Genomic DNA, 25927 nt, shown 5'->3' on the forward strand with positions numbered 1-25927 from the left:
AAGTAGTCTCATGATATTTGATCGACATGCCAATTTGAAGTATCGATATGGGAACCGGAAGTTCTGGTGCCGGGGATTCTATGTCGATACAGTAGGCAGAAATAAGAAACAAATACAAGAATATATTAAGAATCAGCTGAGAGAAGACTACATGGGTGATCAGTTAACATTATTCGAAGAACATGACCCTTTTACTGGTGAGAAAAATAAGAAGAAATAAGGAAATTCTTTAGAATTAGTGAGTGAATGTGGTGCAGACGGGAAACCCTTTCAGTGGGCCTTTAAGGCCAAGGCCGGTAAGAGAGGCTTTCAGCCGCAGAACAAACCACCAGTTCACACTGGTGGTTTTGATTTGAAGGTGAATAAGGAGTGTGAGTTTTCTCTTGTTTGATAACGATTTTGAGTGATATAGACTGGCTTTTTGTCATAAAGATGAGTGAGAGGGGGTTCGCACATGAAAAAGATGAGACAGCAGATGAAGAACTGGATGACGAAGCAGATGCAGCTTCCTGCTGATGTCATGATGGACCTGCCGCGTATTACGATGATTGGTCAGCTTCACATTTATATCGAAAATCATCGCGGTGTCTTGCGATTCTCAAATCAAGAATTGCGTTTATTGCTAAAGAGCGGGCAGCTTTTAATAAAAGGTGATCACTTTGTCATTAAGACGATCCTTCCTGAGGAATTGCTGCTAGAGGGACGAATTGACCAAGTTCTCTATATAGATGAATCTCGTACATAGCTTGAGAGCTTAAAAAGGTGAGAAGTATACGGTTATGTCAAAGGGGGAAGAGCTAGGAATGAAAAATAATTGGATGAATTTAATTCGTGGTTATGTGCGGGTACGAATTGATGGCGCTTATCCAGAAAGATTTTTAAATCGTTGTATCGAGGAAGATCTTTCTATTTGGCATATTAAGCGAGTGGGTGAGGAGAGAATTGTTTTTTATATGGATGTAGAGGATGCGAAACGAATTCGGCCTTTATTACGTATGACAAACTGTAAGGTTGTCTTTTCTAAACGTAGAGGATTGCCATTTATGTTCAAGCGTATGATTCATAGATCAGGCTTTGTTGTTGGGTTAATTGCCTTTTTTATGATCATGTTTACTCTCTCGAATATGGTTTGGAATATTGAGGTGAAAGGTGCCTCTCCAGCTGTTGAACATGAGCTTCGTCAAGTTATAGAACAAATGGGTATTAAGCGTGGAGCCTTTCGTTTTTCTCTTCCAAGTGTTGAATTGATTCAGCGTGATGTTACTGAGCTAGTTGCAGGAGCAACTTGGGTTGGTGTTCGTCAAAAAGGGACGACCTATGAGTTTGAGGTAGTTGAACAGCAGCTTCCTGAAGAAGCTGAGCGATTTAGTCCACGACATCTTGTTGCCACTAAAAAAGCGATTATTCATGATATATTCGTTCAACATGGTCAAGCGCTTGTTGAGCCAAATGATTTTGTTCGTCCAGGGGATATTTTAGTATCTGGTTATATTGGGAAAGAAGGAAAAACAGAAGTTGTTCCAGCTCAAGCAGTCGTTCTTGGGGAAATTTGGTACAAGTCTCTTGCATCTGTTCCATTAGAAACATTATTCACAACTTTAACAGGCGAAAAAGATTCTAATCATTTTTTGTCGATTTATAATGTGAACATTCCAATATGGGGTTTTGGAAAAAATGAATTTGAAACGTTTGAACAATTTGATCTTGAGAGACCTTTTCACATTTTTAACTGGCGGTTACCAATCACTTATAAACGAATTGATCTACTTGAAACGAATGCTTTTGAGCGAACGTATACAAAAGAGCAGGCCGTCTTGGCTGCTAGGGAGAGAGCTCGTGTCGATTTAATGAAACATTTACCAGAAGGAGCGGAAATCATTGGCGAAAAAGTTTTGCACGAAGCCCTAGAGAATGGTAAAGTTAACTTACAGATTCATTACCAAGTAATAGAAGATATCACATCGGAGCAACCGATTATTCAAGGAGATTGAGTCTATTGTCAGAAACGAAAACGATTCAGCTAGAAGTCAAGAATGCCAATGAGACCCAAGCTCTTATTGGTCCACATGACCGACATTTAAAACGAATAGAGGAACAACTAGGTGTTACGCTTGTGACTCGAGGTGAAGCCGTATTAGTGACAGGAAATCCTGAGCAGGCTTCTCTTGTTCAATCTATTCTGTCTGCCCTTATCGAGCTTATCCGAAAAGGTATTTCAATATCAGAGCGTGATGTCGTGTATGCGGTACAGCTTGCCGAGCAAAATCGTCTCGATGAATTGCTTGAGCTATATGACGAAAAAGTAGCGACAAACGTAAAAGGTAAGCCGATTATGGCTAAAACGCTTGGACAACGTCACTACGTATCCGCGATTCGAAAAAAAGACATGGTCTTTGGTATCGGCCCTGCTGGAACTGGAAAGACGTATTTAGCGGTTGTCATGGCTGTTACAGCTCTTAAAGATGGACATGTTAAGCGGATTGTGCTTACGCGCCCTGCTGTTGAAGCTGGTGAGAGCCTTGGATTTCTACCTGGTGATTTAAAAGAAAAGGTCGATCCTTATCTACGTCCTCTCTATGATGCCCTTCACGATGTGCTGGGGGTAGAACAAACGACGCGATTAATGGAGCGAGGAACGATTGAAGTTGCACCGCTTGCTTATATGCGTGGTCGTACACTTGATGATGCTTTTGTTATTCTTGATGAAGCGCAAAACACAACTCGGGAACAGATGAAGATGTTTATTACAAGACTTGGCTTTGGTTCCAAAATGGTGATTAATGGTGATTTAACGCAAATTGATTTACCACGCGGGAAAAAATCTGGCTTAAAAGTGGCAATTGAGATTTTAACGGATGTGAGAGGTTTGGCATTTATTTATCTTCAACAAACAGATGTTGTTCGTCATACTCTTGTTCAACAAATTATTCAAGCATATGACAAGCATATGGAAGAAGAATAATGAAGCGCTCTAAATGAAGGGGTGTCCCTAACAGACCATAAGTGAAATGATTCCGATTTTTTAAGTCGGTTATCTCCTAGTTTTAGGATAGGTTCTACTAGCATTTAGTAGAGCGAGATATAAGGAAGGCGTCCTTCACTCTAGGAGGCGTTTATACGAAGAGGCTGGCTCAAAACCGAAGTGTCTAACCGCTAATGCTCAGCATATCGTTGAACGCGATATATTGTGTGATGTTATCGGGGGCTTAAGGAGTCAGTCTCTTTCTTTTTGTCTAGTCAGAAAGGATAAAATCTATAGTAACTTTCTGAACTTAAGCCTTAGATCAAATAGGTTTGGTGAGGAGCTAAGTTTTTCTCATAGGCATAATTGAAATAAGCGAAGGATAGGAAGCTGAGGTGATTTATCTTGAAGAGACGTTCACCGATTGATCAACTAAAATGGTGGAATCGTATTCGTGACCATCAGTACATAAGAACAATTCTTTTTTTCATAATGGGGATACTACTCTATTTACTTATGCTTGGAAATGTTATACCTGAAACGCTTGATATTCGGTTATCGCAAATCGCAGATCAAGATATTCGCTCCCCTATTACTGTAGAGAATAGAGCTGCTACAGAGGAACGACGAAATGAAGCGATCGAAGCGATTGGGCCAATTTATGAGCAAAAACGTGAGTATGCCCAAAATCAGGTCGTGAAAGTGAATGATATTTTTGATTTAATCAATCGAGTGAGAAATGATATACCTGTAGAAGATAATGGAATAAGTGATGAAGATTATTTTGCAGAACAGATCGAACTTGTTCAGAGAGAAATTTCTGATGGGACAAGCAATGATTTATCGGAAGATACTTTGATCACGCTATTAGAAACGTCCGATACTCAGCTACAAATTGCCAGGGAAGCAACGACGAATGCTGTCTTTGAAATTATGAGTGAGAGAGTGACCATTCGTGATTTAGCAGAAGCTAAGGAGGAGGCAAGTAATCAAATTGCTGTTTTGACAGTAAGTAACAGCCTGTCAGAAGCGATGACTGAGGTTGCTCAATTTGCCATTATTCCTAACTATATTTACGATGCAGAAGCGACTGAACAACTAAGACAAGAAGCAACTGAGAGCATTGAACCAGTGCTCATTCGAGAAGGACAACTTCTTGTTGAAGAGGGGGAAATCATTAATCATGCCATTTATGAACAGCTTCGAATAGTTGGTCTGTTAGATGATTCCTTGAACATTTATCCATATATTGGCCTGGCTCTTCTAGTTCTCTTAATTATGGGTATGCTCAGTTATTATCTGAACGAAGCGCAGACATCTGTGAAAAAAAATAATAGCCATTTACTCATGTTCACGTTGATTTTTATGGTGACAGTTGTGTTAATGAAAATCACAAGTTATCTCGAAGGTTTAGAGATACAAGGAATTGGATTTTTCGTTCCAGTATCAATCGGAGCGATGCTAATCACTTTATTAATTCACACACGTGTTGCTCTCTTTACAAGTATTATGTTTGCGGTTATTGGTAGTATTCTCTTTAGTGATTCGACTTCTGGAACATTTCAATTTACGTATGGTTTTTACATGTTGTTTAGTTCATTTGCAGGTGCTTATTTTCTGAATAAATCTAACCGTATTTCGCGGGTTTTGTTAGCAGGATTATTTGTTTCTGGTATTAATATCATTACGGTAATCGCGTTATTATTTATGAAGGCGGTTCAAAACAATTGGATTGATGTTGGGTTACACGTGGGTTTTGCCTTTCTTTCTGGATTTATCGCGGCCGTTCTAACAATTGGCCTTTTACCGTTTTTTGAAGCAGGCTTTGGAATTCTATCGACAACAAAACTAATTGAACTATCAAATCCTAACCATCCGCTATTGCGTAAAATTTTAGTCGAAACGCCAGGAACTTATCATCATAGTGTCGTGGTCGGAAATTTAGCTGAAGCGGCGTGTGAAACGATTGGAGAAAATGGATTGCTTGCTAGAGTTGGCTCATACTATCACGATTTAGGCAAAACTAAGCGCCCCCATTTCTTTATTGAAAATCAGCTTAAAATGGACAATCCTCATGATAAAATCTCGCCTCAGTTGAGTAAGACTATTATCATTGCTCATCCTTATGACGGAGCCGAGTTACTTCGGGAGTATAAGATGCCAAAAGAGATCATTGATATAGCTGAGCAGCATCATGGAACATCTTTGCTTAAGTTTTTTTATCATAAGGCAAATCAAGATTCGGAACAAACGATACCTGAGTCGCAGTTTCGTTATCCAGGTCCTAAAGCGCAGTCAAAGGTTTCTGCTGTTGTAGGAATTGCTGACAGTGTCGAGGCAGCGGTACGTACAATTCAGAAACCGACACCTGATAAAATAGAGGCGCTTGTTCGAAAAATTATTCGAGATAAGCTTGAAGACGGACAGTTTGATGAGTCAGATTTAACTTTACGTGAGCTTGATCAAATTGCTGTTTCGATTTGTGAAACGTTAAAGGGGACGTTTCATCAACGTATTGAATACCCAGAGGATGTAAAAGGAAAGGGAGATAAGAAATGAACTTAACCATCGATTTCAATGATGAAACGGGTATAATAAAAGAAAAGCATCAGGAGCTTGTTGTTAATTTATTAAATCAAACAGCGAAAATGGAAGGATTGGCTGGTGAAGTAGAGGTATCGGTTACTTTTGTCGATGAGAAGCGTATTCAAGAAATCAATCACGAGTACAGAGATAAAAATCAGCCAACGGATGTGATTTCCTTTGCTTTAAATGACGAAGGAGAAGGTGAGCTTGCTATTGATGTTCCAGGTATGCCAAATATGCTAGGTGATATTATCATTTCTGTTCCTCATATTGAAGCACAAGCGGCTGAATATGGTCACACATTTGAACGGGAGCTAGGATTTTTGACTGTTCATGGGATGCTCCATTTGCTTGGATACGACCATATGACAGAAGCCGAAGAGAAGGAAATGTTCTCAAGGCAAGAGGACATTTTAACGACTTATGGCCTTACAAGATAGAAATCGAAAAGGGTTCAAGCGCTTACTAAGGTCATTTGGATATGCGAGTTGCGGGCTCCGTCATGTGATTAGACATGAGCAAAACATGCAAATACATATCGGTGCCGCCCTTATCATCTTAATCAGTGCTGGATTATTGCAATTACCTCTTGTACAATGGTTGATCCTCCTTTTAGTCATTGCTGGGATGTTTGCGTTAGAAATTATGAATACTGCGATTGAGCGCACTGTTGACCTTGTGACAGAAGAGTTTCATCCTTTAGCAAAAAGGGCAAAGGATATTGCGGCAGCAGCAGTATTTGTTTATAGTTTCTTTGCCGTGATCATTGGTCTTATCTTGTTTGTGCCGCCTCTTCTTCGTTTGATTCTTTAACGAACGAGAGAAAAGATTAAGTGAGAGGAGCATCCCCAGTGTGGAAAAGGTTTCAGAAAAATATTATAGCTGGGATCATATTCCTTTTGCCGGCTATAGCAACGATTTACGTTCTTCAATTACTCTTTAGCCTTGTTGATTCTTTTCTTGGGTCTTTTATTACAGGGATTTTGAGTGCATTGAATATTATTACAACACACGAGGGTCGTATTTTTTTTCTCGGTGTCTATACTCCTTTTTCAGAACGGTTACTTGGGATTGGATTTGTTTTAACAATCTTGCTAGTGACTTGGGTAGGTGCGATGCGTTTACAAGGGAAAGGCCTTCGGGTCTTTGGAACAATTGATCGAACGTTTCGCAAAATCCCAATCGCCAATTCGATTTATACATCCGTTGAACAAATTATTCAGTCATTCGCTCAAGAACGATCTTCTTTTAAAAATGTCGTTCTTGTTGAATATCCAAGAAAAGGGATATACACGGTTGGTTTTCAAACGGGTGAGTCAAAAGGTGAGGTTCAACGAGTAACATCGAAGGCATGTATTAATGTATTTCTTCCGACAACACCGAATCCTACTTCGGGTTGGCTTGTCCTCGTTCCTGAAGAAGATGTCCTCCAATTAAATATGTCTGTTGAACAAGGATTGAAATTTATCATTTCAGGAGGAGTCGTGGTGCCGCCTGATCCCGAATCTGTAGTCGATGATATAGAGACTAAAGTTGATGAGACGAATATGGTCATTCATGTTCGTTCAAAGCGAAAGGATGATGACGAATGAACAAAGAGCAATTGATTGCTGAAGCAAAGAATGCAAGAGAACAAGCATATGTGCCGTATTCGAAGTTTCAGGTTGGTGCTGCTCTGTTAATGGAGGATGGCACGGTTTATCACGGGGCAAATATTGAAAATGCTTCATTTGGGCTGACAAACTGTGCAGAGAGAACGGCATTGTTTAAAGCCTATTCTGAAGGGAATCGTAAAGTGAAATCAATTGCAGTGGTTGCTGATACAAAACGACCAGTTCCGCCATGCGGGGCGTGCAGGCAAGTTATGGTGGAATTATGCCCACCAAATACAAATGTAGTTTTAACAAATTTAAATGGTGACATTCTTGAAATGACGGTATCAGAATTGCTACCAGGAGCATTTACAGCGGAGGATATGAATGAGTAATCAAAAAGGATTTAAGTCAGGTTTTGTTTCAATTATTGGTCGTCCAAATGTTGGAAAATCAACTTTGTTAAATTATGTGATCGGTCAAAAGATCGCGATTATGTCAGACAAGCCACAAACAACACGAAATAAGATTCAAGGTGTTTACACAAGTGCTGAATCGCAAATTGTTTTCATTGATACACCAGGTATCCATAAGCCTAAGCATAAGCTAGGTGATTTTATGATGAAAGTCGCTCAGAATACGTTGCGTGAAGTTGATCTTGTGCTTTATGTTGTCGATGCAACAGAAGCATTCGGGTCTGGAGAAGAATTCATTATTGAAAAGTTGAAAACGACGTCCACACCTGTATTTTTAGTTATTAATAAAATTGATCAAATCCAACCAGATGATTTACTTGGTGTGATCGAAACGTATCGTACAAAGCATGATTTTAAAGAAGTCATTCCGATTTCTGCTTTGCAAGGAAATAACGTGCCAACATTAATGGAACAAATAACGAAGTATTTGGATGAAGGTCCGCAGTATTATCCGAGTGATCAAGTGACGGATCATCCAGAACGGTTTGTTGTAGCTGAATTAATCCGTGAGAAAGTACTGCATTTAACGAGAGAAGAGATTCCGCATTCGATTGCTGTTAACATTGAGCAGATGAAGCGTCGTGGACAAAGTGAAACTGTATATATTGGTGCGACGATTGTTGTTGAGCGTTCTTCACAAAAGGGAATTATTATTGGAAAACAAGGATCGATGTTGAAAGAGGTAGGGAAGCGGGCTCGTGTCGATATTGAGACATTGCTTGGGTCAAAAGTCTTTTTAGAGCTTTGGGTAAAAGTTCAAAAGGATTGGCGCAATAAACCTGCTCATCTTCGTGACTTTGGCTTTAGGGAAGATGAATATTAATGTTTGACATTAAAATGTAAAAGAATAATAATTTATATTTAATAAAGCGACTCAAATGGCCTAAAACTTTGACTTATTTGAGTCGTCTCTGCTTCAATGGCTGGGTGAATAGCCATTGTTTTTTTTATGACAAAAGATTATAGTATCAATACAAGAAAAAATTGTCATTAGCATGCTGTTAAGCTTGTTTAATTAGCAATATTTCCTTAACATGTTTCGAGAAAACAAGGTCATCATACAAGTATAGAGCGTTGGAGTCATATAGAAAGGTGGAATCTGATATGCTCGATTTTTCTTGGAAGGTCTTTTCAATGACAGGGAATCTTGATACGTATTTGCTTATGAAAGAACTTGAACGTGATTTTGGTGAGCAGTTTGGACAAGATGACATGGAGGAAACAGAGACCCTCGACGCTCCTACACATTAATAGTATGTTGACACCTCACAGAGAAGGATGTGTGGTGAAAAACGAATGATGCAGAAAGTGGAAGGTATCGTAATTCGAACGATTGATTACGGTGAATCGAATAAAATTGTTACGCTTTTTACGCGAGAACTAGGAAAAATCGGTGTAATGTCTCGCGGTGCTAAAAAGCCGAAAAGTCGTCTAGCAGCGGTATCACAGTTATTAATTTACGGCACCTTTTTATTTCAGAAGAGTCAAGGGCTTGGAACGTTAAATCAGGCTGAAATCATTGATTCATTTCGTGATGTGCGACATGATTTGTTTCGCGCCTCATATGCGACATATATGGTCGAGATGACTGATAAGTTAACAGACGAGAAGCAGCCTAACCCTTCTCTTTTTGAATTACTGTATCAAATGCTTCATTATTTAGATGAAGGTGTTGATGCGGATGTTCTGCTTAGGATTTTTGAAATGAAAATGCTAGCTGTTGCAGGGATTCGTCCACAGCTAGATGAGTGTGTCAGCTGTGGTTCAACGGAAGTACCTGTTGCATTTTCAATAAAAGATGCGGGTTTTCTCTGTAAGCGTTGTGTCCATAAAGATGAACGTGCTTATCAGCTCTCAGCTCATTTGGCAAGATTGTTACGCTTGTTCTATTATTTTGATTTAGAACGACTTGGACAAATCTCTTTGAAGCAAGAGACGAAGCAACAGCTTAAAGAGATTATTTCTGCCTATTATGATGAATATTCAGGTTTGCGCTTAAAGTCAAAGCGGTTTCTTGACCAATTGGAACGCATGGATGATCTTCGTTAACTACTATGTTGACACTGGTTGCGAAGTTGAGTATGATGCTAGTAATAACATATGGCGCAAAGAAGGAATTAAGTACTTACCGTTTTTAAAGAAAAAAGCGACCCTAGGGTGGTGTAAGCTAGGGCTTTAGCTGTAAGGAAGGCACTCTGGAGCGCAATTTGGTGAAAGTGATTTGAGGATACTTACATGTAACCTTAGATAAATAGGGTGGAACCGCGGGAATAGCTCTCGTCCCTATGTCGTATTATCGGCATAGGGATGTGGGCTATTTTCTTTGTACTTTAGGGGAGTATTGCTCTGCAGAGAATCCTATTTCCCCCATAAAGCTTAGTGATAATAAAACCTATTTTTCACCAAAGTGCAATCGCGCATTACATTTGAGGAGGATATAAAAAGTGAATGTACAAAACATGATTTTGACATTGCAAGAGTATTGGTCGAAACAAAACTGTATGATCATGCAAGCCTATGATACAGAAAAAGGGGCAGGGACAATGAGCCCGTTCACGCTTCTGAGAACGATTGGTCCAGAGCCTTGGAATGTGGCATATGTCGAACCATCACGTCGTCCTGCTGATGGTCGTTATGGTGAAAATCCGAATCGACTTTACCAACATCATCAATTCCAAGTCATCATGAAGCCTTCGCCAATTAATATTCAAGAGCTTTATCTTGATAGTCTTAAAGCGCTTGGTATTAATCCACTTGAGCATGATATTCGTTTTGTTGAAGATAACTGGGAAAATCCAACTCTTGGTTGTGCTGGGCTAGGCTGGGAAGTGTGGCTTGATGGGATGGAAATTACTCAATTTACGTACTTCCAACAAGTTGGTGGGCTTGAAGCAAACCCCGTTTCAGCTGAAATTACGTACGGACTTGAGCGTTTAGCGTCTTATATTCAAGATAAAGAAAATGTATTTGATCTTGAGTGGGTTGAAGGGTTCACATATGGGGACATTTTCAAGCAACCAGAGTATGAGCATTCTAAATACACATTTGAAGTGTCAGATAGTCAAATGCTCTTCTCGCTTTTTGGGACATACGAACAAGAAGCGAAGCGTGCGCTTGATGAAAACCTTGTTTTCCCAGCTTATGATTATATCCTAAAATGCTCACATACGTTTAACTTGCTTGATGCGAGAGGAGCGATTTCTGTTACTGAGCGTACAGGCTATATTGGCCGTGTTCGTAATTTGGCACGTACAGCTGCAAAGCTATACTATGATGAGCGTGAACGCCTTGGTTTTCCAATGTTAAAGAAAAAGGAGGGAGAGAGCCATGAGTAAGCGCGATTTTTTGTTAGAGGTTGGTGTTGAAGAGTTGCCAGCTCGATTTGTAACAGGCTCGATGAACCAATTAAAAGAGAAGGTTTCTGAATGGTTAAGTACGGAACGCCTTGAATATGACAGTGTCCATGCATTTGCGACTCCGCGTCGTTTAGCACTGATCATCGAAGGGTTAGCTGAAGGCCAGTCTGACATTGAAGAAGAAGCGAAAGGTCCTGCTAAAAAGATTGCATTCGATGAGGATGGTAATTGGACAAAGGCAGCACAAGGTTTTGCTCGAGGACAAGGTGTTAGCACAGATGATTTGTTTTTTAAAGAACTCAATGGTGTTGAGTACATGTATGCGAATAAATTTATTGCTGGTAAGAAAACGATTGAGCTTCTTCCGGCTGTTAAAGATATCATTTTAGCTCTTCATTTTCCGAAAAACATGCGTTGGGGAAATCATGAGTTACGTTTTGCGAGACCGATTCAATGGCTTGTTGCGATGTACGGCGGGGACGTAGTTCCGTTTGAGATTACCGGTATTGAAACGGGTAAGAAGACATTTGGTCATCGTTTTCTTGGCGGTGAAATCGAGTTATCGGAGCCAAACGAGTATGTTGGAGCGTTATTAAGTGAGTATGTCATTGTAGATCCAACTGAGCGAAAACAGGCAATTCGAAATCAAATTGAATCCATGACAGAAGGAAATGGCTGGGTTATTCCAATTGATGAGGATCTACTTGAGGAAGTTCATCATTTAGTTGAATACCCAACTGCACTTTCAGGTAGCTTTGATAAAGAGTTTTTAACATTACCAAAAGAAGTCTTAATCACTTCGATGCGCGAACATCAACGCTATTTCCCAGTCGAAAATAAGGAAGGTGAATTGCTCCCTTATTTTGTTACGGTGCGTAATGGCGATCACCAGCATTTAGAAAATGTATCAAGAGGAAATGAAAAAGTATTACGCGCTCGCCTGTCGGATGCAGGGTTCTTCTATAGAGAAGATCAAAAGTTGAAAATTGACGATGCTCTTGAGCGCCTTGAGCAAATCGTATATCATGAGGAGCTTGGCTCAATTGGTGATAAAGTTCGTCGTATTAATGAAGGCGTAGCAAAGCTAGGAGAATTACTAAAGATAGACCAAAGCACAGAAGAAACAGCGAAACGAGTTGCTCGCATTTGTAAATTTGACTTGGTTACGCAAATGGTCTATGAATTCCCTGAATTGCAAGGACGTATGGGTGAAGTGTATGCGGAATTAGCAGGAGAAGCCAAGCAAGTGGCAAAAGCGATCAACGAGCATTATCAACCGCGTTTTGCTGGCGATGCGAGTCCAGCTTCACTTGCAGGTGCAATTGTGAGTATTGCTGATAAGCTTGATACCATTGTTACGTGCTTTGCCATTGGCCTTATTCCAACGGGTTCTCAAGATCCATATGCACTTAGACGTCAAGCAGCTGGTATTGTGCAAATGATTAATGATCACGAATTAGATGTTGAACTTGAGCAGCTAGCAAAAGTCAGTCTTGATGTTGCAGAAGGACGTAATCTGCTTAAACGTTCTCGCTCGGAAATTGAGAGTGAGCTAATTGAATTTTTCAAATTACGTGTGAAAGCTGCTCTTCAAGATCAAGATATTCAATACGATGTGATTGATGCAGTTCTTGCTGATCATCTTGGGCACATTCCAACACTTGTGAAAAAAGCTCATGTCATTACAGAAAAAAGACATGAAAAGTCATTTAAACAAGTAGTGGAGGCACTAAGCCGTGTAACAAATATTGCTAAGAAGGCAGAGGGCAAACACGAAATTAATCCAGATTTATTTGAAAAAGAGGAAGAAAAAGCGCTATTTACACATTATGAAGAAGTGAAGAAAAGTGTTGAACAGGCTCTTGCAAATGGCAATGTGAATCAAGCTTACGTTGCTCTAGCGAAGGTTGAACCTGTCATTAATGAATACTTTGAACATATCATGGTCATGGCAGAGGACAAATCGCTTCGAATAAATCGTCTAGCGCAAATGAGAGCTTTAGCTGAAGTGATTCGCACTTTTGCACAGTTCCAAGCAATTGTATTTGCTTAGACGCTATTCAAAGTAAGAACCACGTCTCCTTTATACTTCTAAATTTAATTTAGAAAGAAAAGGGACCTGATTCACTTTTTACTGCTTCTCATTATTCCTTTTCTTTTAAGAGGCCATTAGTATATAATATTTATATATTAGTATGGCATAAATGTATGCTTAAGGATGGTGAGAACCAATCGAACTTACAAGCCGGCAAGAAAAAATTGTTGATATTGTAAAAAATAATGGTCCGATTACTGGTGAGCAGATTGCTGAACGTCTCTCACTGACACGTGCGACTCTTCGCCCAGACTTAGCTATTCTAACGATGGCAGGTTATTTAGATGCAAGACCACGAGTCGGTTATTTCTATACAGGGAAGACAGGTGCTGAATTACTTGGTGATAAAGTAAAACACATTACGGTGAAGCATTATCAATCTCGACCAATTGTTGTACAGGAATCGGCTTCTGTTTATGATGCGATTGTGACAATGTTCCTTGAGGACGTTGGAACACTGTTTGTAGTTGATAAACAGACCACGCTTGTTGGTGTCTTATCAAGGAAAGATCTACTGCGAGCTAGCCTTGGAAAGCAGGCGCTTGAATCGATTCCAGTGAGTATTATTATGACTCGGATGCCAAACATCACCGTTTGTCAGCGAGATGACTTAATAACCGAAGTGGCAAAAAAGCTTATTGATAAACAGATTGATTGTCTTCCCGTTGTGACCGAAGTGGATTTTGGATCTGGCTTTGAAGTGATTGGTCGGATTACCAAGACGAATATAACAGCGCTTCTTGTTGATTTAGCAAATGATGAAGTGATCTAATACGGGTATATAAAAGAAGCGAAGGAGGTCAAAATGGAAGAGATAAAGCAACGTCCTGTCGTATACGTTGTCTCTGACTCAGTTGGAGAAACAGCTGAGCTTGTTGTTAAAGCTGCAGCTAGTCAATTTAGTGGTGCAGGACTTGAAGTTAGACGAATTCCCTACGTTGATGATAAACAAACAATTGAAGAAGTGATTATTCTCGCTCAGCAAGCGAGAGCACTGATTGCTTTTACACTTGTCGTGCCCGAAATGAAGCATTATTTACTTTCAAAGGCGAAAGAGGTTAATGTTGAAACAGTTGATATTATTGGACCAATGCTTGAGAAGATTGGTTTAATTACGAATAAAGAACCTCGTTATGAGCCAGGACTTATTTATCGTTTAGATGAAGATTATTTCCGCAAAGTAGAAGCGATTGAATTTGCTGTGAAATATGATGATGGACGTGACCCTCGTGGGATTGTTCGAGCTGATCTCGTCCTTATCGGTGTTTCGCGAACTTCTAAGACACCACTGTCGCAATACCTTGCGCATAAACGTTTGAAGGTGGCCAATGTACCGCTAGTACCTGAGGTAGAGCCACCAGAGGAATTGTTTAAAGTATCTCCGAAAAAAATTGTCGGGTTGAAAATAAGCCCAGAAAAGTTAAATGATATTAGGGCTGAACGCTTAAAAGCATTAGGCTTGAAAGCTCAAGCAAATTATGCAAATATGGAACGTATTAAAGAAGAATTAAAGTATGCTGAAGAGATCATGGATCGAATTGGTTGTCAGATCATTGATGTATCAAATAAAGCAGTGGAAGAGACAGCAAACTTGGTTTCTAATATGTTTCGGAACTAATTTGTTAACAGATTCGTAAAGGATGACTCCAAAAGGTCTGTGACCGATGCTAGTTTTTCTCATACCCAGTGTGTTTTTGTGATTGTCACGCACTGAGTTTATGGCTAGGATCAGACACTTTTATTGTGAGTCTCCTTTTCTTTTTTATTATCAAATCTTTTTACTAGTCAAAGCAGGAAATGTTGCGTATAATAAAGAATTGTGATTCTAATGGATTTTTATTTTCCGTAGATGTGAAAAAAAGAACAAATAAATTTCAAAAGTCAAGACTTTTTCTTCGTTTTTTGGTAATGATAGTAAAGGTAAAAGAGTGGACAATGTAAAAAAAAGTTTGTTCGACAGAAATCAACCAATTCATTAAATTGATTGCAGGATTTTAAAAGGAGATGTTGAATTCAACTACCATGAATCCTTCATTACGAACATTGTACGTTGATGCTGATGCATGTCCAGTAAAAGAGGAAATTGTTGATATTTGCCAACGTTTTAAAGTTGCTATGGTGTTTGTGTCCTCTTATGCTCATCAGATGACCTTACCTTCCTCTGTTAAAGTTGTGACGGTAGATACAGATAAGGAAGCGGCAGATTTATATGTCATGAACAAAGTCAAAAAAGATGACATCTGTGTGACACAGGATCATGCGCTTGCCTCCATTCTTCTTGCAAAAGGCGTTGTTGTTTTATCGCCACGGGGAATGGTCTATCGTGAAGAAACGATTGGACAGATGCTTGATGCTCGTTATTTGTCTCAGAAGCAAAGACGAATGGGAGCAAAGACTAAGGGTCCAAAAGCATTTCAAAGCAGTGATCGATCTCGCTTTATGGAACAACTTGAGAAAATTCTCTCAATAAAAGCAGGAACATTGCAAAAAAGCTCGAATGTTAAAGAATTGTGATATGATTTGAGATTGGTGATGACACGTATGAGCAATCGGATACCAGATGAAAAGGTTGAACTCATCAGACGCTCGTCAGATATTGTCGAAGTAATTAGCGATCATGTACAACTAAAAAAGCAGGGGCGGCAGTATACTGGATTATGTCCTTTTCATGGAGAAAATACACCGTCCTTTTCAGTTTCACCTGACAAGCAGCTATATCATTGTTTTGGCTGTGGAGCGGGAGGAAATGTTTTCTCATTCTTAATGGAGCTTGAAGGGTTAAGTTTCATTGAATCGGTGAAACAACTAGCTGAAAGGGCAAATATTGAGCTGCCTGATTTTCGTTCAAATGAAACCGTTTCTTCATCAGATAGTCCACAAGAGACGATGCGTTCTGCGCATGAATTAGCGGCAAAGCTCTATCATCATGTTTTAACTTTAACAGAGCAAGGTGGCCAAGGACGCGATTACATTAGTGAGCGAGGATTTAGCCGTGAGCAGATCGAGCAATTTCAAATTGGGTTTGCACCTGACCGCTGGGATGCCCTGACAACGATTTTAAGTAAACGTGGTTTCTCACTAGATGTAATGGTAGCTGCAAGCTTGCTCGGAAAACGAGACTCAGATGGTGGGCATTATGATCGCTTTAGAAACCGGCTTATGTTTCCAATTTGGGACGGACAAGGCAATGTGATTGCTTTTGGTGGTCGTACGATTACGGATGAGAAGCCTAAGTATCTTAATAGTTCTGAGTCGCCGGTTTTTCATAAGAGTAAGACGCTATACGGTCTTCATTTGGCGCGACCGCTCATTCGTAAAGAAGCCACTGCTGTTTTATTTGAAGGATACGTTGATGTGATTGCAGCATGGGGAGCGGGCGTTAAAAACGGCGTAGCTACACTTGGAACGGCTCTTACAGAAGAGCAGGCTCGAGTCATTAGACGCAATGCAGAGACGGTTATACTCTGCTATGACTCAGACAAGGCAGGAATAGAGGCTGCATTTAGGTCTGCTGGTATTCTCGAGCCAGCTGGTTGCACTGTGAAAGTGGCCCAAATGCCAGAAGGACTTGATCCTGATGACTACATTCGTACATACGGGGCAGCACGTTTTGTGTCGGATGTAATAGGGGCTAGCTTAACGGTTATGGCTTTCAAAATGCGCTATCTCCGCAAGGGCAAGAATTTGCAAAATGAAGCAGAACGGATGCGTTATATTGAAGACGTTCTCGCTGAAATTTCGACCTTAAATCGAGCCGTTGAAAGAGATCATTATTTAAGACAACTTGCGGACGAATTTTCATTATCGTTAGATGCGTTGAAGCAAGAACAATTTCAAATTTTTCGAGCGCAGCGTAATAAGCTAAAGCACTCATCTGAACAGAAGCGCACTCAAGTACGAAAGAGCTTTGAACCAAAAAAGCTATTGCCTGCTTATCAAAATGCAGAGCGACTTTTACTCGCTCATATGATGAGGGATGTTGAGATAGCTGATCGTGTTCAAGGGCGAATTGGCGGAGCGTTTAATGTCGACGATCATCAAGCGATAGCGGCTTACTTATTTGCATATTACGGGGAGGGGCACTTGCCGAATCCAAGCCAGTTTATACAAGGTCTGCAAGATGAGAAGCTTGTTCGAATTGCTACAGAGCTCGCGATGCTATCTATTAATGAAGAGTGCGAGGAACAAGAACTGCTTGATTATATGAGACAGATTGAAAATTACCCAAAACGGGTAGAGATAAAGCAAAAGGAATTAGAAATGAAGCACGAGCAAGACCCTGTCGAAGCTGCAAAAATCCTTATGAAAATTAACAGAATGAAACAGGAGCTTCATTAGTAAGTTCGACCCAGCATGTAGCTTTGGTTGTGAACAATGGAAGGAGGGGATCGAATGGCAGATAAACCATTACGCCCATTAGCGGAAGGCGAATTGTCTATCGATCAAGTGAAAGAACAATTAGTGGAGATTGGAAAGAAAAGAGGAGTCCTCACATATGCAGAAATTACAGAGAAATTAGCTGCGTTTGATCAAGACTCTGACCAAATGGATGAATTCTTTGAATACCTTGGTGAACAAGGCGTGGAAATTTTAAATGAAACAGATGAAATTCCGAATCTCCAACAAGCAGCAAAGGATGAAGAGGAGTTTGACTTAAATGATTTAAGTGTACCACCAGGGATTAAAATTAATGATCCTGTACGAATGTATTTAAAAGAAATTGGTAGAGTACCCCTTCTTTCAGCTGAAGAAGAAATTGAGCTTGCTAAGCGCATTGAACAAGGTGATGAGGAAGCTAAGCGTCGACTTGCAGAAGCAAACTTACGTCTAGTCGTTTCGATTGCCAAGCGTTATGTTGGTAGAGGAATGTTATTCTTAGATTTGATCCAAGAAGGGAATATGGGTCTGATCAAGGCTGTTGAGAAGTTCGATTATGAAAAAGGATATAAATTTAGTACGTATGCGACGTGGTGGATTCGTCAAGCAATCACGCGTGCTATTGCCGATCAAGCTCGTACAATTCGTATTCCTGTTCACATGGTTGAAACGATTAACAAGCTGATTCGTGTTCAACGTCAGTTACTTCAAGACTTTGGTCGTGAACCATCACCTGAAGAAGTTGCTGCAGAAATGGAATTAACACCTGAAAAAGTTCGCGAAATTTTAAAAATCGCTCAAGAACCAGTTTCTTTAGAAACACCGATTGGAGAAGAAGATGATTCTCATTTAGGTGATTTCATTGAAGACCAAGATGCACTTGCTCCTTCCGATGCAGCTGCTTACGAACTACTAAAAGAGCAGTTAGAAGATGTTCTTGATACGTTAACAGATAGAGAAGAGAATGTCCTTCGTTTACGATTTGGTCTGGATGATGGTCGTACTCGAACATTAGAAGAAGTAGGAAAAGTGTTCGGTGTTACTCGTGAGCGTATTCGTCAAATTGAAGCGAAAGCATTACGTAAGCTTCGCCATCCTAGCCGTAGTAAACGCTTAAAGGATTTCCTTGAATAAGAATAGACTAAATAGAGAATGAACGTTCTAAAATTGCATTCGCGTAAAATAACATGCACAAGTAGAGCATTCTCATAGGGTCTGATTCCGACTTGAAGCGTTATAGATTTCTATACGCTTCGTTCTTGGAATCAGGCCCTTGATTTATTTTCTCTTAAAGCGACCTTATGGGGAGGGAAAAGGGATGGACGAAAAAAGAAAAGAAACAATTATTAAAGAAATCAAGTATTGGAGGAAATCTAAGCTTTTACCAGAACAGTATTGTGATTTCTTATTAACTCTCTATTCAGAAGGAGAGGAGGCGGTAGTTGATTCAAAGGAAAAAGTTGCCTCTTCATTTCTTACCATGCGGTCCCTTTTACCATTTATTATGGTGCAAGCCATGTTTTTCTTAGCTGTTCTTATCATTTATTTTACTGATTTTTCAATTGTAATGCAAATTATGATTGGAATTTTTTTCACAATTGCTATTGTGTTCATTGCAAATAGGGTAAAAGCGCAATACTTGTTGCTTACCTACTTATTCTTATTAATGGCTGCTTTACTTTTATTTTTGTTAACTGTGCATATTGTTGTAAACGTATTTCAAGCAAATTCGCTGTACTTGGCTGCTGCTACATTTGTACACTGTATCGTTTGGTTTTTGATTGGATGGAAGTGGCGAATACGTTTCTTTACAGTGGCGGGTGTGTTAGGTATGATTGTCTTACTCTTTTTCTTATTTTGATTTGATAAAAGAGTGACAAAAAAAGCAAAACTATGGGTAATCCCTTTTCAATGAGAGTAATTTCAAGTAAAATGATAAGGGAAATCTTAAGCGTCTACATAGTTTGTTTGAGTTTGCTGATTTATGTTGATTTTATTTGAATTTAAGGAGGATATGACAATGAAGGGAAGACCGCTATTACCATTTGCCATTACAGCAATTATTGGTATTCTTTTAATGGTATCGCTATCATTTGTTGGTTTGGACCAACGTGCTGAAATGAATGCTGATGAAGATGGAGCTGAAACGGAAGAAGTAACAGAGTTTGAGGATCCGATTGCTGAGGGTCAAAGACTTGCAGAGCAATCTTGTATTGCCTGTCATGGTGGTGACCTAAGCGGTGGTGCTGGTCCAGCATTAACATCACTTGACAAATCGCCAGAAGAAATTATCAATATTATTCAAAATGGACAAGGTACTATGCCTCCTATGCCTTTAAATGATGTAGAGGCAGATGCAGTAGCACAGTATCTACTATCTATTTCTGAGTAAAGGGAAGACGAGAGTCAATAAGAACTCTCGTCTTTTCTACGTTTATAGAGCATGGAAATAGATGAGTGGCTTGAAAGGTTTACATAGACTCGTTATGATAGAAGAATGACAAAGTAACAGGTGATAAATATGAATGAAAAACAATTATCTGAACGGCTGATTCGTGTTGCCGATTATGTACCAAAAGGAGCAAAAGTAGCTGATATTGGATCTGACCATGCGTATTTACCATGCTATTTATGCTTACAAGATGAAACAGCTTCAGCCATTGCTGGAGAGGTAAATGAAGGCCCTTATCAGTCAGCAAGGAATCAGGTTGAACGTGTAGGATTAACAAAAAGAATTGATGTGAGAAAAGGGAATGGCCTTGAAGTGCTTCAAGCAGGTGAAGTCGATGTAATAACGATTGCGGGTATGGGTGGCAACCTTATTACAACGATTCTTGATCAAGGGAAAGAAAAGCTTGAAGGTGTCTCAAGATTAATTCTTCAGCCGAATGTAGGGGCTGATACAATACGTATCTGGTTGAGACGTTATGGATGGCTTCTGATAGATGAAGAGATACTTGAAGAAGACGAGAAGATTTATGAAATTCTTGTTGCAGTGCGCGGCGATGATTCTGCCCTTTATCAAGAGGATACAGAGCTTAAACTATTACTTGGTCCGTTTTTAATGCAAGAACGAAATGAGGCTTTTAAGAAGAAATGGCGCTATGAGGTTGAGAATTGGAAACGTATTTTAACTCAATTTGAACAAGCGACAGCGAATGAACAGGTTGAACAAAAACGAAAAGAGCTCTTACAGCAAATAATAATGGTCGAGGAGGTCCTATCATGGTGAAATATGCAAATGGCCAAACAATCATTCAGCATTTCGAAGCGTGGTCTCCTAAATCCTATGCAGTCGAAGGTGACAAAAATGGTTTAATGATTGGGACATTAAATAAACCAATAAAAAAAATAATGGTTGCACTCGATGTACTGGAGGAAGTCATTGATGAAGCGATATCTGAAGAAGTAGACCTCATTGTGGCTCACCATCCACTCTTATTCCGTCCACTTAAGAAAATTGATGTTGATACAGCTTATGGACGAATTATCACTAAAGCAATTAAGCATGATGTCACGATTTATGCAGCTCATACGAACCTTGATATTGCTAACGGTGGCGTCAATGATATGATGGCAGAAGCGCTTGGGTTACGTGATACGAGCGTGTTAGCTCCAACTCAATCGATTGCTTTGAAGAAAATCGTTGTCTTTGTTCCAATGTCACATGCTAATCAAGTAAGAGAGGCAATGAGTAAGGCTGGAGCAGGTCATATTGGCAAGTATAGCCATTGCACATTTAATAGTGACGGGACCGGTACTTTTAAGCCTGAAGAGGGCACTGATCCGTTTATTGGCAGTGTTGGCGAGCTTGAATATGTGGAAGAAGTGAAGATTGAAACGATTGCACCTGCTAATATCCAGCATAAGGTCGTTAGTGCATTGATGAAAGCCCATCCTTACGAGGAGCCTGCGTATGATATTTATCCACTAGATAACCAAGGAGAAGTGCTTGGTCTTGGACGAATTGGGAAGCTAGATAAGCCGATGACCCTTGCTGCATTTGCTGAACATGTGAAAGAAGCTTTTGACGTCAAAGGAGCACGTGTCGTTGGCGATTTAACAACGACTGTCCAAAAAGTGGCTGTGCTTGGTGGGGACGGCAACAAATATATGAAGGATGCCATATTCAAAGGGGCAGACGTCTTTGTTACTGGAGATGTATATTATCATGTGGCGCATGATGCGATGATGGATGGGTTAAATATCGTTGATCCAGGGCATAATGTCGAAAAAGTGATGAAAGAAGGCGTGAAAAAGTATTTTGAAGCTTTTATGACTGAAAAAGGCTATGATACGGCTGTTATTGCTTCAAAACCAAACACCGATCCATTTATATTTGTTTAGAAGGTACATAAAAAAGCAAGAGACTAGCCATTGCCAGCCTCTTGCTTTTTTATTAGCTCTTTGCTTTCACTTTCGGTAAAATCTTTTGAAGTGTTACTTTTCGCTCGAGTGTCCAAGTTGATTCATCTTTTTCATCATATTTCTCAAGAAAGCTAATCACTTCTTTTGTAATCGGTGTAGGAGTGGATGCTCCAGATGTCACACCGACCGTTTCCACACCTTTAAGCCAGTCCAGTTGTAGTTCGGTAATATCACCAATTCGATAAGCTTTTGTGCCAGCAATTTGCTCAGACACTTGTGCTAGTCGATTGGAATTATTGCTTTTAGGATCACCTACAACGATTACGAGGTCACATTCTTTTGCTTGCTCGGCAACAGCTTCTTGACGTACTTGTGTCGCTAAACAAATTTCATTATGCACTTCAGCACTTGGATAGAGTTCCATTGCTTTTTTCATAATGTCGCTTACATCCCACTGACTCATCGTTGTTTGATTTGTGATAATGATTTTATCAGTAGTTAATTGAAGGTTCTCAACATCAGCGACTGATTCAACAAGATGAACCGCTTCTGGTGCAACGCCAATGGCGCCTTCTGGTTCTGGATGTCCTTTTTTGCCAACGTAAATAAATTCATAGCCTTCAGCTTTTTTGTCGCGAATTAAATCATGTGTACGTGTCACGTCAGGACAAGTTGCATCGACGACTGTTAATCCTTTTTCTTTCGCAAGCTTGCGAACTTCAGGAGAAACACCGTGAGCGGTGAAAATGACTGTTCCTTTGTCGACTTGTTTTAAAATCTCAACACGGTTTGGGCCATCGAGTGAAATGATCCCATCATCTTCAAATGCATCCGTTACATGTTGGTTGTGCACGATCATTCCTAAGATGTAAATCGGACGAGGTAAATCTAAGTTTGCTGCTGCTTGGCGGGCTAGTACCATCGCATCTACAACACCGTAACAATAGCCCCTTGGTGAAATTTTCTTTACTTTCATGACAGGCCTCCTAAAATGAGACTCCTGCTCCGAATTCGAAGAGGAGCAAGATTGTCGTTATTTTAACGAAAATACGTTATGCTCAAATAATCTCTAGAAACGACAGCACCATTCGTTCATGAACGAATGGTGTGTTTTCCTACTTATTTAGTATAAAGGAGTTTCTGTCGAGTGACAATGATTACGCTTGTTTTAATTCTAACAGCGCTTGATCAATAAACTCATAAGCTTGTTCTTCAGTCATATCATTCATCAAGACGAGCTCACTAGCAATCATTTGACGAGCCTTTTGAAGATGGTTACGGTCTTGGATATGAAGCCCGTTTGCCCGTTCAGTTTGCTTTCTTGAAAGGGAAGAAATAAGATGTGCAGCATCAATGATGCTTCCACTTTTTAAAAGATTTTCTGTTTCACGAGAGAAATGACTTGTAGATGGTGGAATATCCGGTCCGTTTTGTAAGGCGTCTACAAGTACGTCTAACTCCGATTGGTCTATTACCTTGCGCAACCCAGAGTCATTAATTCGACTTTCTGGAAGCATGAGCTTCACATCAACGAGCGGGAAATGAAGAATAAAGTAAGAATGAGTCTCGCCGAGCACATCCTTTTCTTCTATATCTTGAATTGTTCCTGCACCGTGATAAGGATAGACAACATGGTCACCAACTTTAAACATGGGCATTCCTCCAATCGAGTAATACCAATAGTATAACACAAAATAAATCAAAAATAAAATTTTACTACTCAACTGCGAATCTTGTCAACAAAAAACTACGTGAATTAGTGAGCGATTTTTCAAGGTGAGTATGTTTCATCAAGACAAATAGGGAAAATGTGTAAAAATATGTTCATCTGTTGGAGTTGTAGCGTGAATACTAGGTTTTATACATATAATTTTGGTCCTGGAATGCCTGAAATTTCTTTTGGTTTGAATTGGCGAGGTTTAGCATCAACTTGTGGTAGCCTTTTTACATTCCTGCGTAGACTCTCTTCATCTTGAACTGGGACAGGCACTGAAATGTCTTCAGTTGGTTCAGCTTCACCTTCTACTGGGTTACTTCTCATAATTCGCCATATTGTTGGCATGTTTCGAACAATCGGACCATACTGGTGAATCATCGGCATAACCTGTTGGGTAATACCAAGAACTCGTTGCGTATTTGTTAGGATTGTTGAAAAGTTTATTCCACTAGTTGCTGCTGTTGCTGGAAAACCTCCTAGTGCACTTGTCCCTCCACCACCTCCGAATAATCTAGCAAGGAGCCCCCCACCTCCTCGACCAATTGCAGAGCCAAAACCTGGATTGATTGGACTTACAGATGAAAATGGAGCTGAGGCTGAGGAAAACATGCCACCACTAGGAGGGATAAATCCACCTTGAATTGGTAAGGGTGGTTGTATGGGGATTGAACCAAATGGTGGACCAAATACACTTTGCATTGTACCTTCTCCTTTCTAGAGATCGTGCATGTGATTTCTATCATTTCGTTCATTGTTATCATCAGATGAATGATTTTCCTTATAAATAAATATATGCAAGCTCTACTGATATGGTGAGCGATGCTGGATCTAGCAAATAAATCCCTAAGTTGAATAGCCATAAGGATAGATAGTATGATAAAATGAGCTATTGCAAACAGATATTTCGCTACTAGAGAATGATCGGGATGATAAAGAACATTTGCTAAGATCGCTCACGTCGTGTGAGCGACGCCAAGTCCCCTCGTCACGAGGGCAAGTTATAGATGAAAGTAGGAAATAAGATGAAATCAGAAAATTTTAAGCGTTTTGAGCTGAAGCCATTTCTCATTGAAGCGCTAGATGCTCAAGGCTTTACATTACCGACAGAAATTCAGGAGAGACTTATTCCCGCCATTCGTAATGGACGAGATGTCATTGGTCAATCTCAAACAGGCACAGGAAAAACCCTCTCTTTTTTATTACCAATTCTTGATCGTATTGATACAACCAAGGACGAGGTACAAGCTGTTATTACAGCACCGACGCGAGAACTCGCGACACAGCTTTTTAATGAGTTAAAGAAGCTTGTTGAACATTGTGATGAACAGGACCAGATTCAGGCAAAGCTGCTAGTAGGTGGAACGGACCGTGCAAGAACGATTGACCGCCTAAAAGTACAGCCGCATATTGTAGTTGGCACAGCAGGGCGTCTTGCGGATTTAGTTGAAGAAAAGGCGCTTCACGTTTACACAGCTAAGATGCTTGTTGTCGATGAGGCTGATCAAATGCTTGATATGGGCTTTATCGATGACGTAGATAAGGTCGCATCTAGAATGGCAGAGGATTTGCAAATGATGGTCTTTTCAGCTACGATCCCAGAAAAATTACAACCATTCTTGAAAAAATATATGACTGATCCGCGTCATGTTCAAGTTGATCCAAAACGGGTAGCGGCAACAAAGATTGAACATCGAATTGTTCCATTACGCCATCGTGAGAAGCTTTCTTTTATTGTAGAATTAGCGCAGTCTATTAATCCTTATTTAGCTATTGTGTTTACAAACACAAAAGATGAAGCAGACGAAGTGGCTGATGCGATGCTTGAAGCGGGATTGAATGTGGAACGACTTCACGGAGGCTTGCAGCCGAGACAAAGAAAGCAAGTGATGAAGCAAGTAAATGATGTGAAGGTTCAATACCTAGTTGCAACAGATCTTGCAGCTCGTGGAATAGACGTAAAAGGTGTTAGTCATATTATTAATTATGGATTACCTCAAGACTTAGATTTTTATATTCACCGTGTTGGTCGAACAGCTCGTGCGGGTGCGGATGGGATTGCTCTGACCATTTACGACCAACAAGATCAGCAAGCAATCGAAAAGTTACAAAAACGCGGCATTCGCTTTACGTACTTTGATTACAAAAAAGGAGAATGGACGAAGCTTGATCGTGCTCCATTAGGTGTGCCTGGTAAACGCAAGCCTACTCGTACGACAACAGAAGCGAATCCAACACCTGCTAAGTCCTCAACAGATCCGCAAAAACGAACTGGCGGCAAAGCTAAAGCGAAGCCAAAAAGAGTCAAGCCAGCTCATAAGAAAAAAGCACGATTTAAGCAAGCAAAAGAAGCACAAAGACAGAGAAGAGTTTCATCAAAAAACAAGAAGTAAACGTTGTT

The 25927-nt window shown here is 40.0% G+C and carries 27 protein-coding genes; 24 read left to right on the forward strand and 3 right to left on the reverse strand.

What is annotated here, in order from left to right:
- The 23 genes from IQ10_RS05225 to IQ10_RS05335 form a co-directional block, all read left to right on the forward strand.
- The coding region (locus IQ10_RS05225) for a transposase (protein WP_199757381.1) at nt 1–220 on the forward strand (220 nt) is incomplete at its 5' end.
- A gap of 234 nt (nt 221–454) precedes the next feature.
- Entirely contained in the window at nt 455–745 is a 291-nt protein-coding gene (yqfC, locus tag IQ10_RS05230) for a sporulation protein YqfC (protein WP_144449447.1), read from the forward strand.
- 58 nt (nt 746–803) lie between these two features.
- Entirely contained in the window at nt 804–1991 is a 1188-nt protein-coding gene (gene yqfD, locus IQ10_RS05235; protein WP_144449448.1) for a sporulation protein YqfD, read from the forward strand.
- A 5-nt stretch (nt 1992–1996) separates the two neighbouring features.
- Nucleotides 1997–2962: a PhoH family protein gene (locus IQ10_RS05240; RefSeq protein WP_144449449.1), complete on the forward strand. Its 966-nt coding sequence runs from the start codon at nt 1997–1999 to the stop codon at nt 2960–2962.
- 405 nt (nt 2963–3367) lie between these two features.
- Nucleotides 3368–5521, forward strand: a complete 2154-nt coding sequence (locus tag IQ10_RS05245) for an HD family phosphohydrolase (protein WP_144449450.1) — start codon at nt 3368–3370, stop codon at nt 5519–5521.
- Nucleotides 5518–5988 carry an rRNA maturation RNase YbeY gene (gene ybeY, locus IQ10_RS05250; protein ID WP_144449451.1) on the forward strand — a complete coding sequence of 157 codons (471 nt, stop codon included), beginning with the start codon at nt 5518–5520 and terminating at the stop codon, nt 5986–5988. Before IQ10_RS05245 ends, ybeY begins: the two co-directional genes overlap by 4 nt.
- Nucleotides 5972–6361 (forward strand): diacylglycerol kinase family protein, encoded by a 390-nt coding sequence (locus tag IQ10_RS05255; RefSeq protein WP_144449452.1) that lies wholly within the window; start codon nt 5972–5974, stop codon nt 6359–6361. Before ybeY ends, IQ10_RS05255 begins: the two co-directional genes overlap by 17 nt.
- A gap of 38 nt (nt 6362–6399) precedes the next feature.
- Nucleotides 6400–7140 carry a DUF502 domain-containing protein gene (locus IQ10_RS05260; RefSeq protein ID WP_144449453.1) on the forward strand — a complete coding sequence of 247 codons (741 nt, stop codon included), beginning with the start codon at nt 6400–6402 and terminating at the stop codon, nt 7138–7140.
- Nucleotides 7137–7535 carry a cytidine deaminase gene (locus tag IQ10_RS05265; protein WP_144449454.1) on the forward strand — a complete coding sequence of 133 codons (399 nt, stop codon included), beginning with the start codon at nt 7137–7139 and terminating at the stop codon, nt 7533–7535. Before IQ10_RS05260 ends, IQ10_RS05265 begins: the two co-directional genes overlap by 4 nt.
- A complete protein-coding gene (gene era, locus IQ10_RS05270) occupies nt 7528–8439 on the forward strand; it encodes a GTPase Era (protein WP_144449455.1) in 912 nt (303 codons plus the stop codon). Before IQ10_RS05265 ends, era begins: the two co-directional genes overlap by 8 nt.
- A gap of 281 nt (nt 8440–8720) precedes the next feature.
- Nucleotides 8721–8867, forward strand: a complete 147-nt coding sequence (locus IQ10_RS05275) for a YqzL family protein (protein WP_144449456.1) — start codon at nt 8721–8723, stop codon at nt 8865–8867.
- Nucleotides 8868–8912: 45 nt separating this feature from the next.
- Complete coding sequence (recO, locus tag IQ10_RS05280; protein ID WP_144449457.1) at nt 8913–9665, forward strand: DNA repair protein RecO; 753 nt, start codon at nt 8913–8915, stop codon at nt 9663–9665.
- A 395-nt stretch (nt 9666–10060) separates the two neighbouring features.
- Nucleotides 10061–10951 (forward strand): glycine--tRNA ligase subunit alpha, encoded by an 891-nt coding sequence (gene glyQ, locus IQ10_RS05285; protein ID WP_144449458.1) that lies wholly within the window; start codon nt 10061–10063, stop codon nt 10949–10951.
- The gene (glyS, locus tag IQ10_RS05290) at nt 10944–13025 is read left to right on the forward strand and encodes a glycine--tRNA ligase subunit beta (RefSeq protein ID WP_144449459.1); all 2082 of its coding nucleotides are present in this window, start codon (nt 10944–10946) and stop codon (nt 13023–13025) included. The genes glyQ and glyS overlap by 8 nt, the downstream gene beginning before the upstream one ends.
- A 178-nt stretch (nt 13026–13203) precedes the next feature.
- Nucleotides 13204–13839, forward strand: a complete 636-nt coding sequence (gene ccpN, locus IQ10_RS05295) for a transcriptional regulator CcpN (RefSeq protein WP_144449460.1) — start codon at nt 13204–13206, stop codon at nt 13837–13839.
- 33 nt (nt 13840–13872) lie between these two features.
- Nucleotides 13873–14685 (forward strand): pyruvate, water dikinase regulatory protein, encoded by an 813-nt coding sequence (locus IQ10_RS05300; protein ID WP_144449461.1) that lies wholly within the window; start codon nt 13873–13875, stop codon nt 14683–14685.
- A 386-nt stretch (nt 14686–15071) separates the two neighbouring features.
- Nucleotides 15072–15581, forward strand: a complete 510-nt coding sequence (locus tag IQ10_RS05305; protein WP_144449462.1) for a YaiI/YqxD family protein — start codon at nt 15072–15074, stop codon at nt 15579–15581.
- Nucleotides 15582–15608: 27 nt separating this feature from the next.
- A complete protein-coding gene (gene dnaG / locus IQ10_RS05310; RefSeq protein ID WP_144449463.1) occupies nt 15609–17405 on the forward strand; it encodes a DNA primase in 1797 nt (598 codons plus the stop codon).
- 54 nt (nt 17406–17459) lie between these two features.
- Nucleotides 17460–18578, forward strand: a complete 1119-nt coding sequence (gene rpoD, locus IQ10_RS05315; protein ID WP_144449464.1) for an RNA polymerase sigma factor RpoD — start codon at nt 17460–17462, stop codon at nt 18576–18578.
- A 184-nt stretch (nt 18579–18762) separates the two neighbouring features.
- Complete coding sequence (locus tag IQ10_RS05320; RefSeq protein WP_144449465.1) at nt 18763–19305, forward strand: hypothetical protein; 543 nt, start codon at nt 18763–18765, stop codon at nt 19303–19305.
- 159 nt (nt 19306–19464) lie between these two features.
- Nucleotides 19465–19836: a cytochrome c550 gene (cccA, locus tag IQ10_RS05325; protein ID WP_144449466.1), complete on the forward strand. Its 372-nt coding sequence runs from the start codon at nt 19465–19467 to the stop codon at nt 19834–19836.
- A gap of 129 nt (nt 19837–19965) precedes the next feature.
- The gene (locus tag IQ10_RS05330) at nt 19966–20676 is read left to right on the forward strand and encodes a tRNA (adenine(22)-N(1))-methyltransferase (protein WP_144449467.1); all 711 of its coding nucleotides are present in this window, start codon (nt 19966–19968) and stop codon (nt 20674–20676) included.
- Nucleotides 20670–21791, forward strand: a complete 1122-nt coding sequence (locus IQ10_RS05335; RefSeq protein ID WP_144449468.1) for a Nif3-like dinuclear metal center hexameric protein — start codon at nt 20670–20672, stop codon at nt 21789–21791. The genes IQ10_RS05330 and IQ10_RS05335 overlap by 7 nt, the downstream gene beginning before the upstream one ends.
- Nucleotides 21792–21843: 52 nt before the next feature.
- Here IQ10_RS05335 and IQ10_RS05340 read toward each other — a convergent pair whose 3' ends face one another.
- The 3 genes from IQ10_RS05340 to vrrA form a co-directional block, all read right to left on the reverse strand.
- Nucleotides 21844–22788, reverse strand: coding sequence for a 4-hydroxy-3-methylbut-2-enyl diphosphate reductase (locus tag IQ10_RS05340; RefSeq protein WP_144449469.1), 945 nt, complete (start codon nt 22786–22788; stop codon nt 21844–21846).
- 181 nt (nt 22789–22969) lie between these two features.
- Nucleotides 22970–23464: a CarD family transcriptional regulator gene (locus IQ10_RS05345; protein WP_144449470.1), complete on the reverse strand. Its 495-nt coding sequence runs from the start codon at nt 23462–23464 to the stop codon at nt 22970–22972.
- Nucleotides 23465–23670: 206 nt separating this feature from the next.
- A complete protein-coding gene (vrrA, locus tag IQ10_RS05350) occupies nt 23671–24228 on the reverse strand; it encodes a VrrA/YqfQ family protein (protein ID WP_144449471.1) in 558 nt (185 codons plus the stop codon).
- Nucleotides 24229–24551: 323 nt separating this feature from the next.
- On the opposite strand from vrrA, the gene IQ10_RS05355 reads away from it, so the two are divergent.
- A complete protein-coding gene (locus IQ10_RS05355; protein WP_144449472.1) occupies nt 24552–25919 on the forward strand; it encodes a DEAD/DEAH box helicase in 1368 nt (455 codons plus the stop codon).
- Nucleotides 25920–25927: the final 8 nt, after the last annotated feature.

Origin of the sequence: Halalkalibacter nanhaiisediminis, from assembly GCF_007830185.1 — a bacterium.
GTDB lineage: Bacteria > Bacillota > Bacilli > Bacillales > Bacillaceae_D > Halalkalibacter > Halalkalibacter nanhaiisediminis.

Coding starts and splice junctions, on each gene's coding strand:
- yqfC (WP_144449447.1), top strand. CDS start 455: ATGAAAAAGATGAGACAGCAGATGAAGAACTGGATGACGAAGCAGATG.
- yqfD (WP_144449448.1), top strand. CDS start 804: ATGAAAAATAATTGGATGAATTTAATTCGTGGTTATGTGCGGGTACGA.
- ybeY (WP_144449451.1), top strand. CDS start 5,518: ATGAACTTAACCATCGATTTCAATGATGAAACGGGTATAATAAAAGAA.
- IQ10_RS05255 (WP_144449452.1), top strand. CDS start 5,972: ATGGCCTTACAAGATAGAAATCGAAAAGGGTTCAAGCGCTTACTAAGG.
- IQ10_RS05265 (WP_144449454.1), top strand. CDS start 7,137: ATGAACAAAGAGCAATTGATTGCTGAAGCAAAGAATGCAAGAGAACAA.
- era (WP_144449455.1), top strand. CDS start 7,528: ATGAGTAATCAAAAAGGATTTAAGTCAGGTTTTGTTTCAATTATTGGT.
- IQ10_RS05275 (WP_144449456.1), top strand. CDS start 8,721: ATGCTCGATTTTTCTTGGAAGGTCTTTTCAATGACAGGGAATCTTGAT.
- recO (WP_144449457.1), top strand. CDS start 8,913: ATGATGCAGAAAGTGGAAGGTATCGTAATTCGAACGATTGATTACGGT.
- glyS (WP_144449459.1), top strand. CDS start 10,944: ATGAGTAAGCGCGATTTTTTGTTAGAGGTTGGTGTTGAAGAGTTGCCA.
- IQ10_RS05300 (WP_144449461.1), top strand. CDS start 13,873: ATGGAAGAGATAAAGCAACGTCCTGTCGTATACGTTGTCTCTGACTCA.
- IQ10_RS05305 (WP_144449462.1), top strand. CDS start 15,072: ATGTTGAATTCAACTACCATGAATCCTTCATTACGAACATTGTACGTT.
- dnaG (WP_144449463.1), top strand. CDS start 15,609: ATGAGCAATCGGATACCAGATGAAAAGGTTGAACTCATCAGACGCTCG.
- rpoD (WP_144449464.1), top strand. CDS start 17,460: ATGGCAGATAAACCATTACGCCCATTAGCGGAAGGCGAATTGTCTATC.
- IQ10_RS05320 (WP_144449465.1), top strand. CDS start 18,763: ATGGACGAAAAAAGAAAAGAAACAATTATTAAAGAAATCAAGTATTGG.
- cccA (WP_144449466.1), top strand. CDS start 19,465: ATGAAGGGAAGACCGCTATTACCATTTGCCATTACAGCAATTATTGGT.
- IQ10_RS05330 (WP_144449467.1), top strand. CDS start 19,966: ATGAATGAAAAACAATTATCTGAACGGCTGATTCGTGTTGCCGATTAT.
- IQ10_RS05335 (WP_144449468.1), top strand. CDS start 20,670: ATGGTGAAATATGCAAATGGCCAAACAATCATTCAGCATTTCGAAGCG.
- IQ10_RS05340 (WP_144449469.1), bottom strand. CDS start 22,788: ATGAAAGTAAAGAAAATTTCACCAAGGGGCTATTGTTACGGTGTTGTA.
- IQ10_RS05345 (WP_144449470.1), bottom strand. CDS start 23,464: ATGTTTAAAGTTGGTGACCATGTTGTCTATCCTTATCACGGTGCAGGA.
- vrrA (WP_144449471.1), bottom strand. CDS start 24,228: ATGCAAAGTGTATTTGGTCCACCATTTGGTTCAATCCCCATACAACCA.
- IQ10_RS05355 (WP_144449472.1), top strand. CDS start 24,552: ATGAAATCAGAAAATTTTAAGCGTTTTGAGCTGAAGCCATTTCTCATT.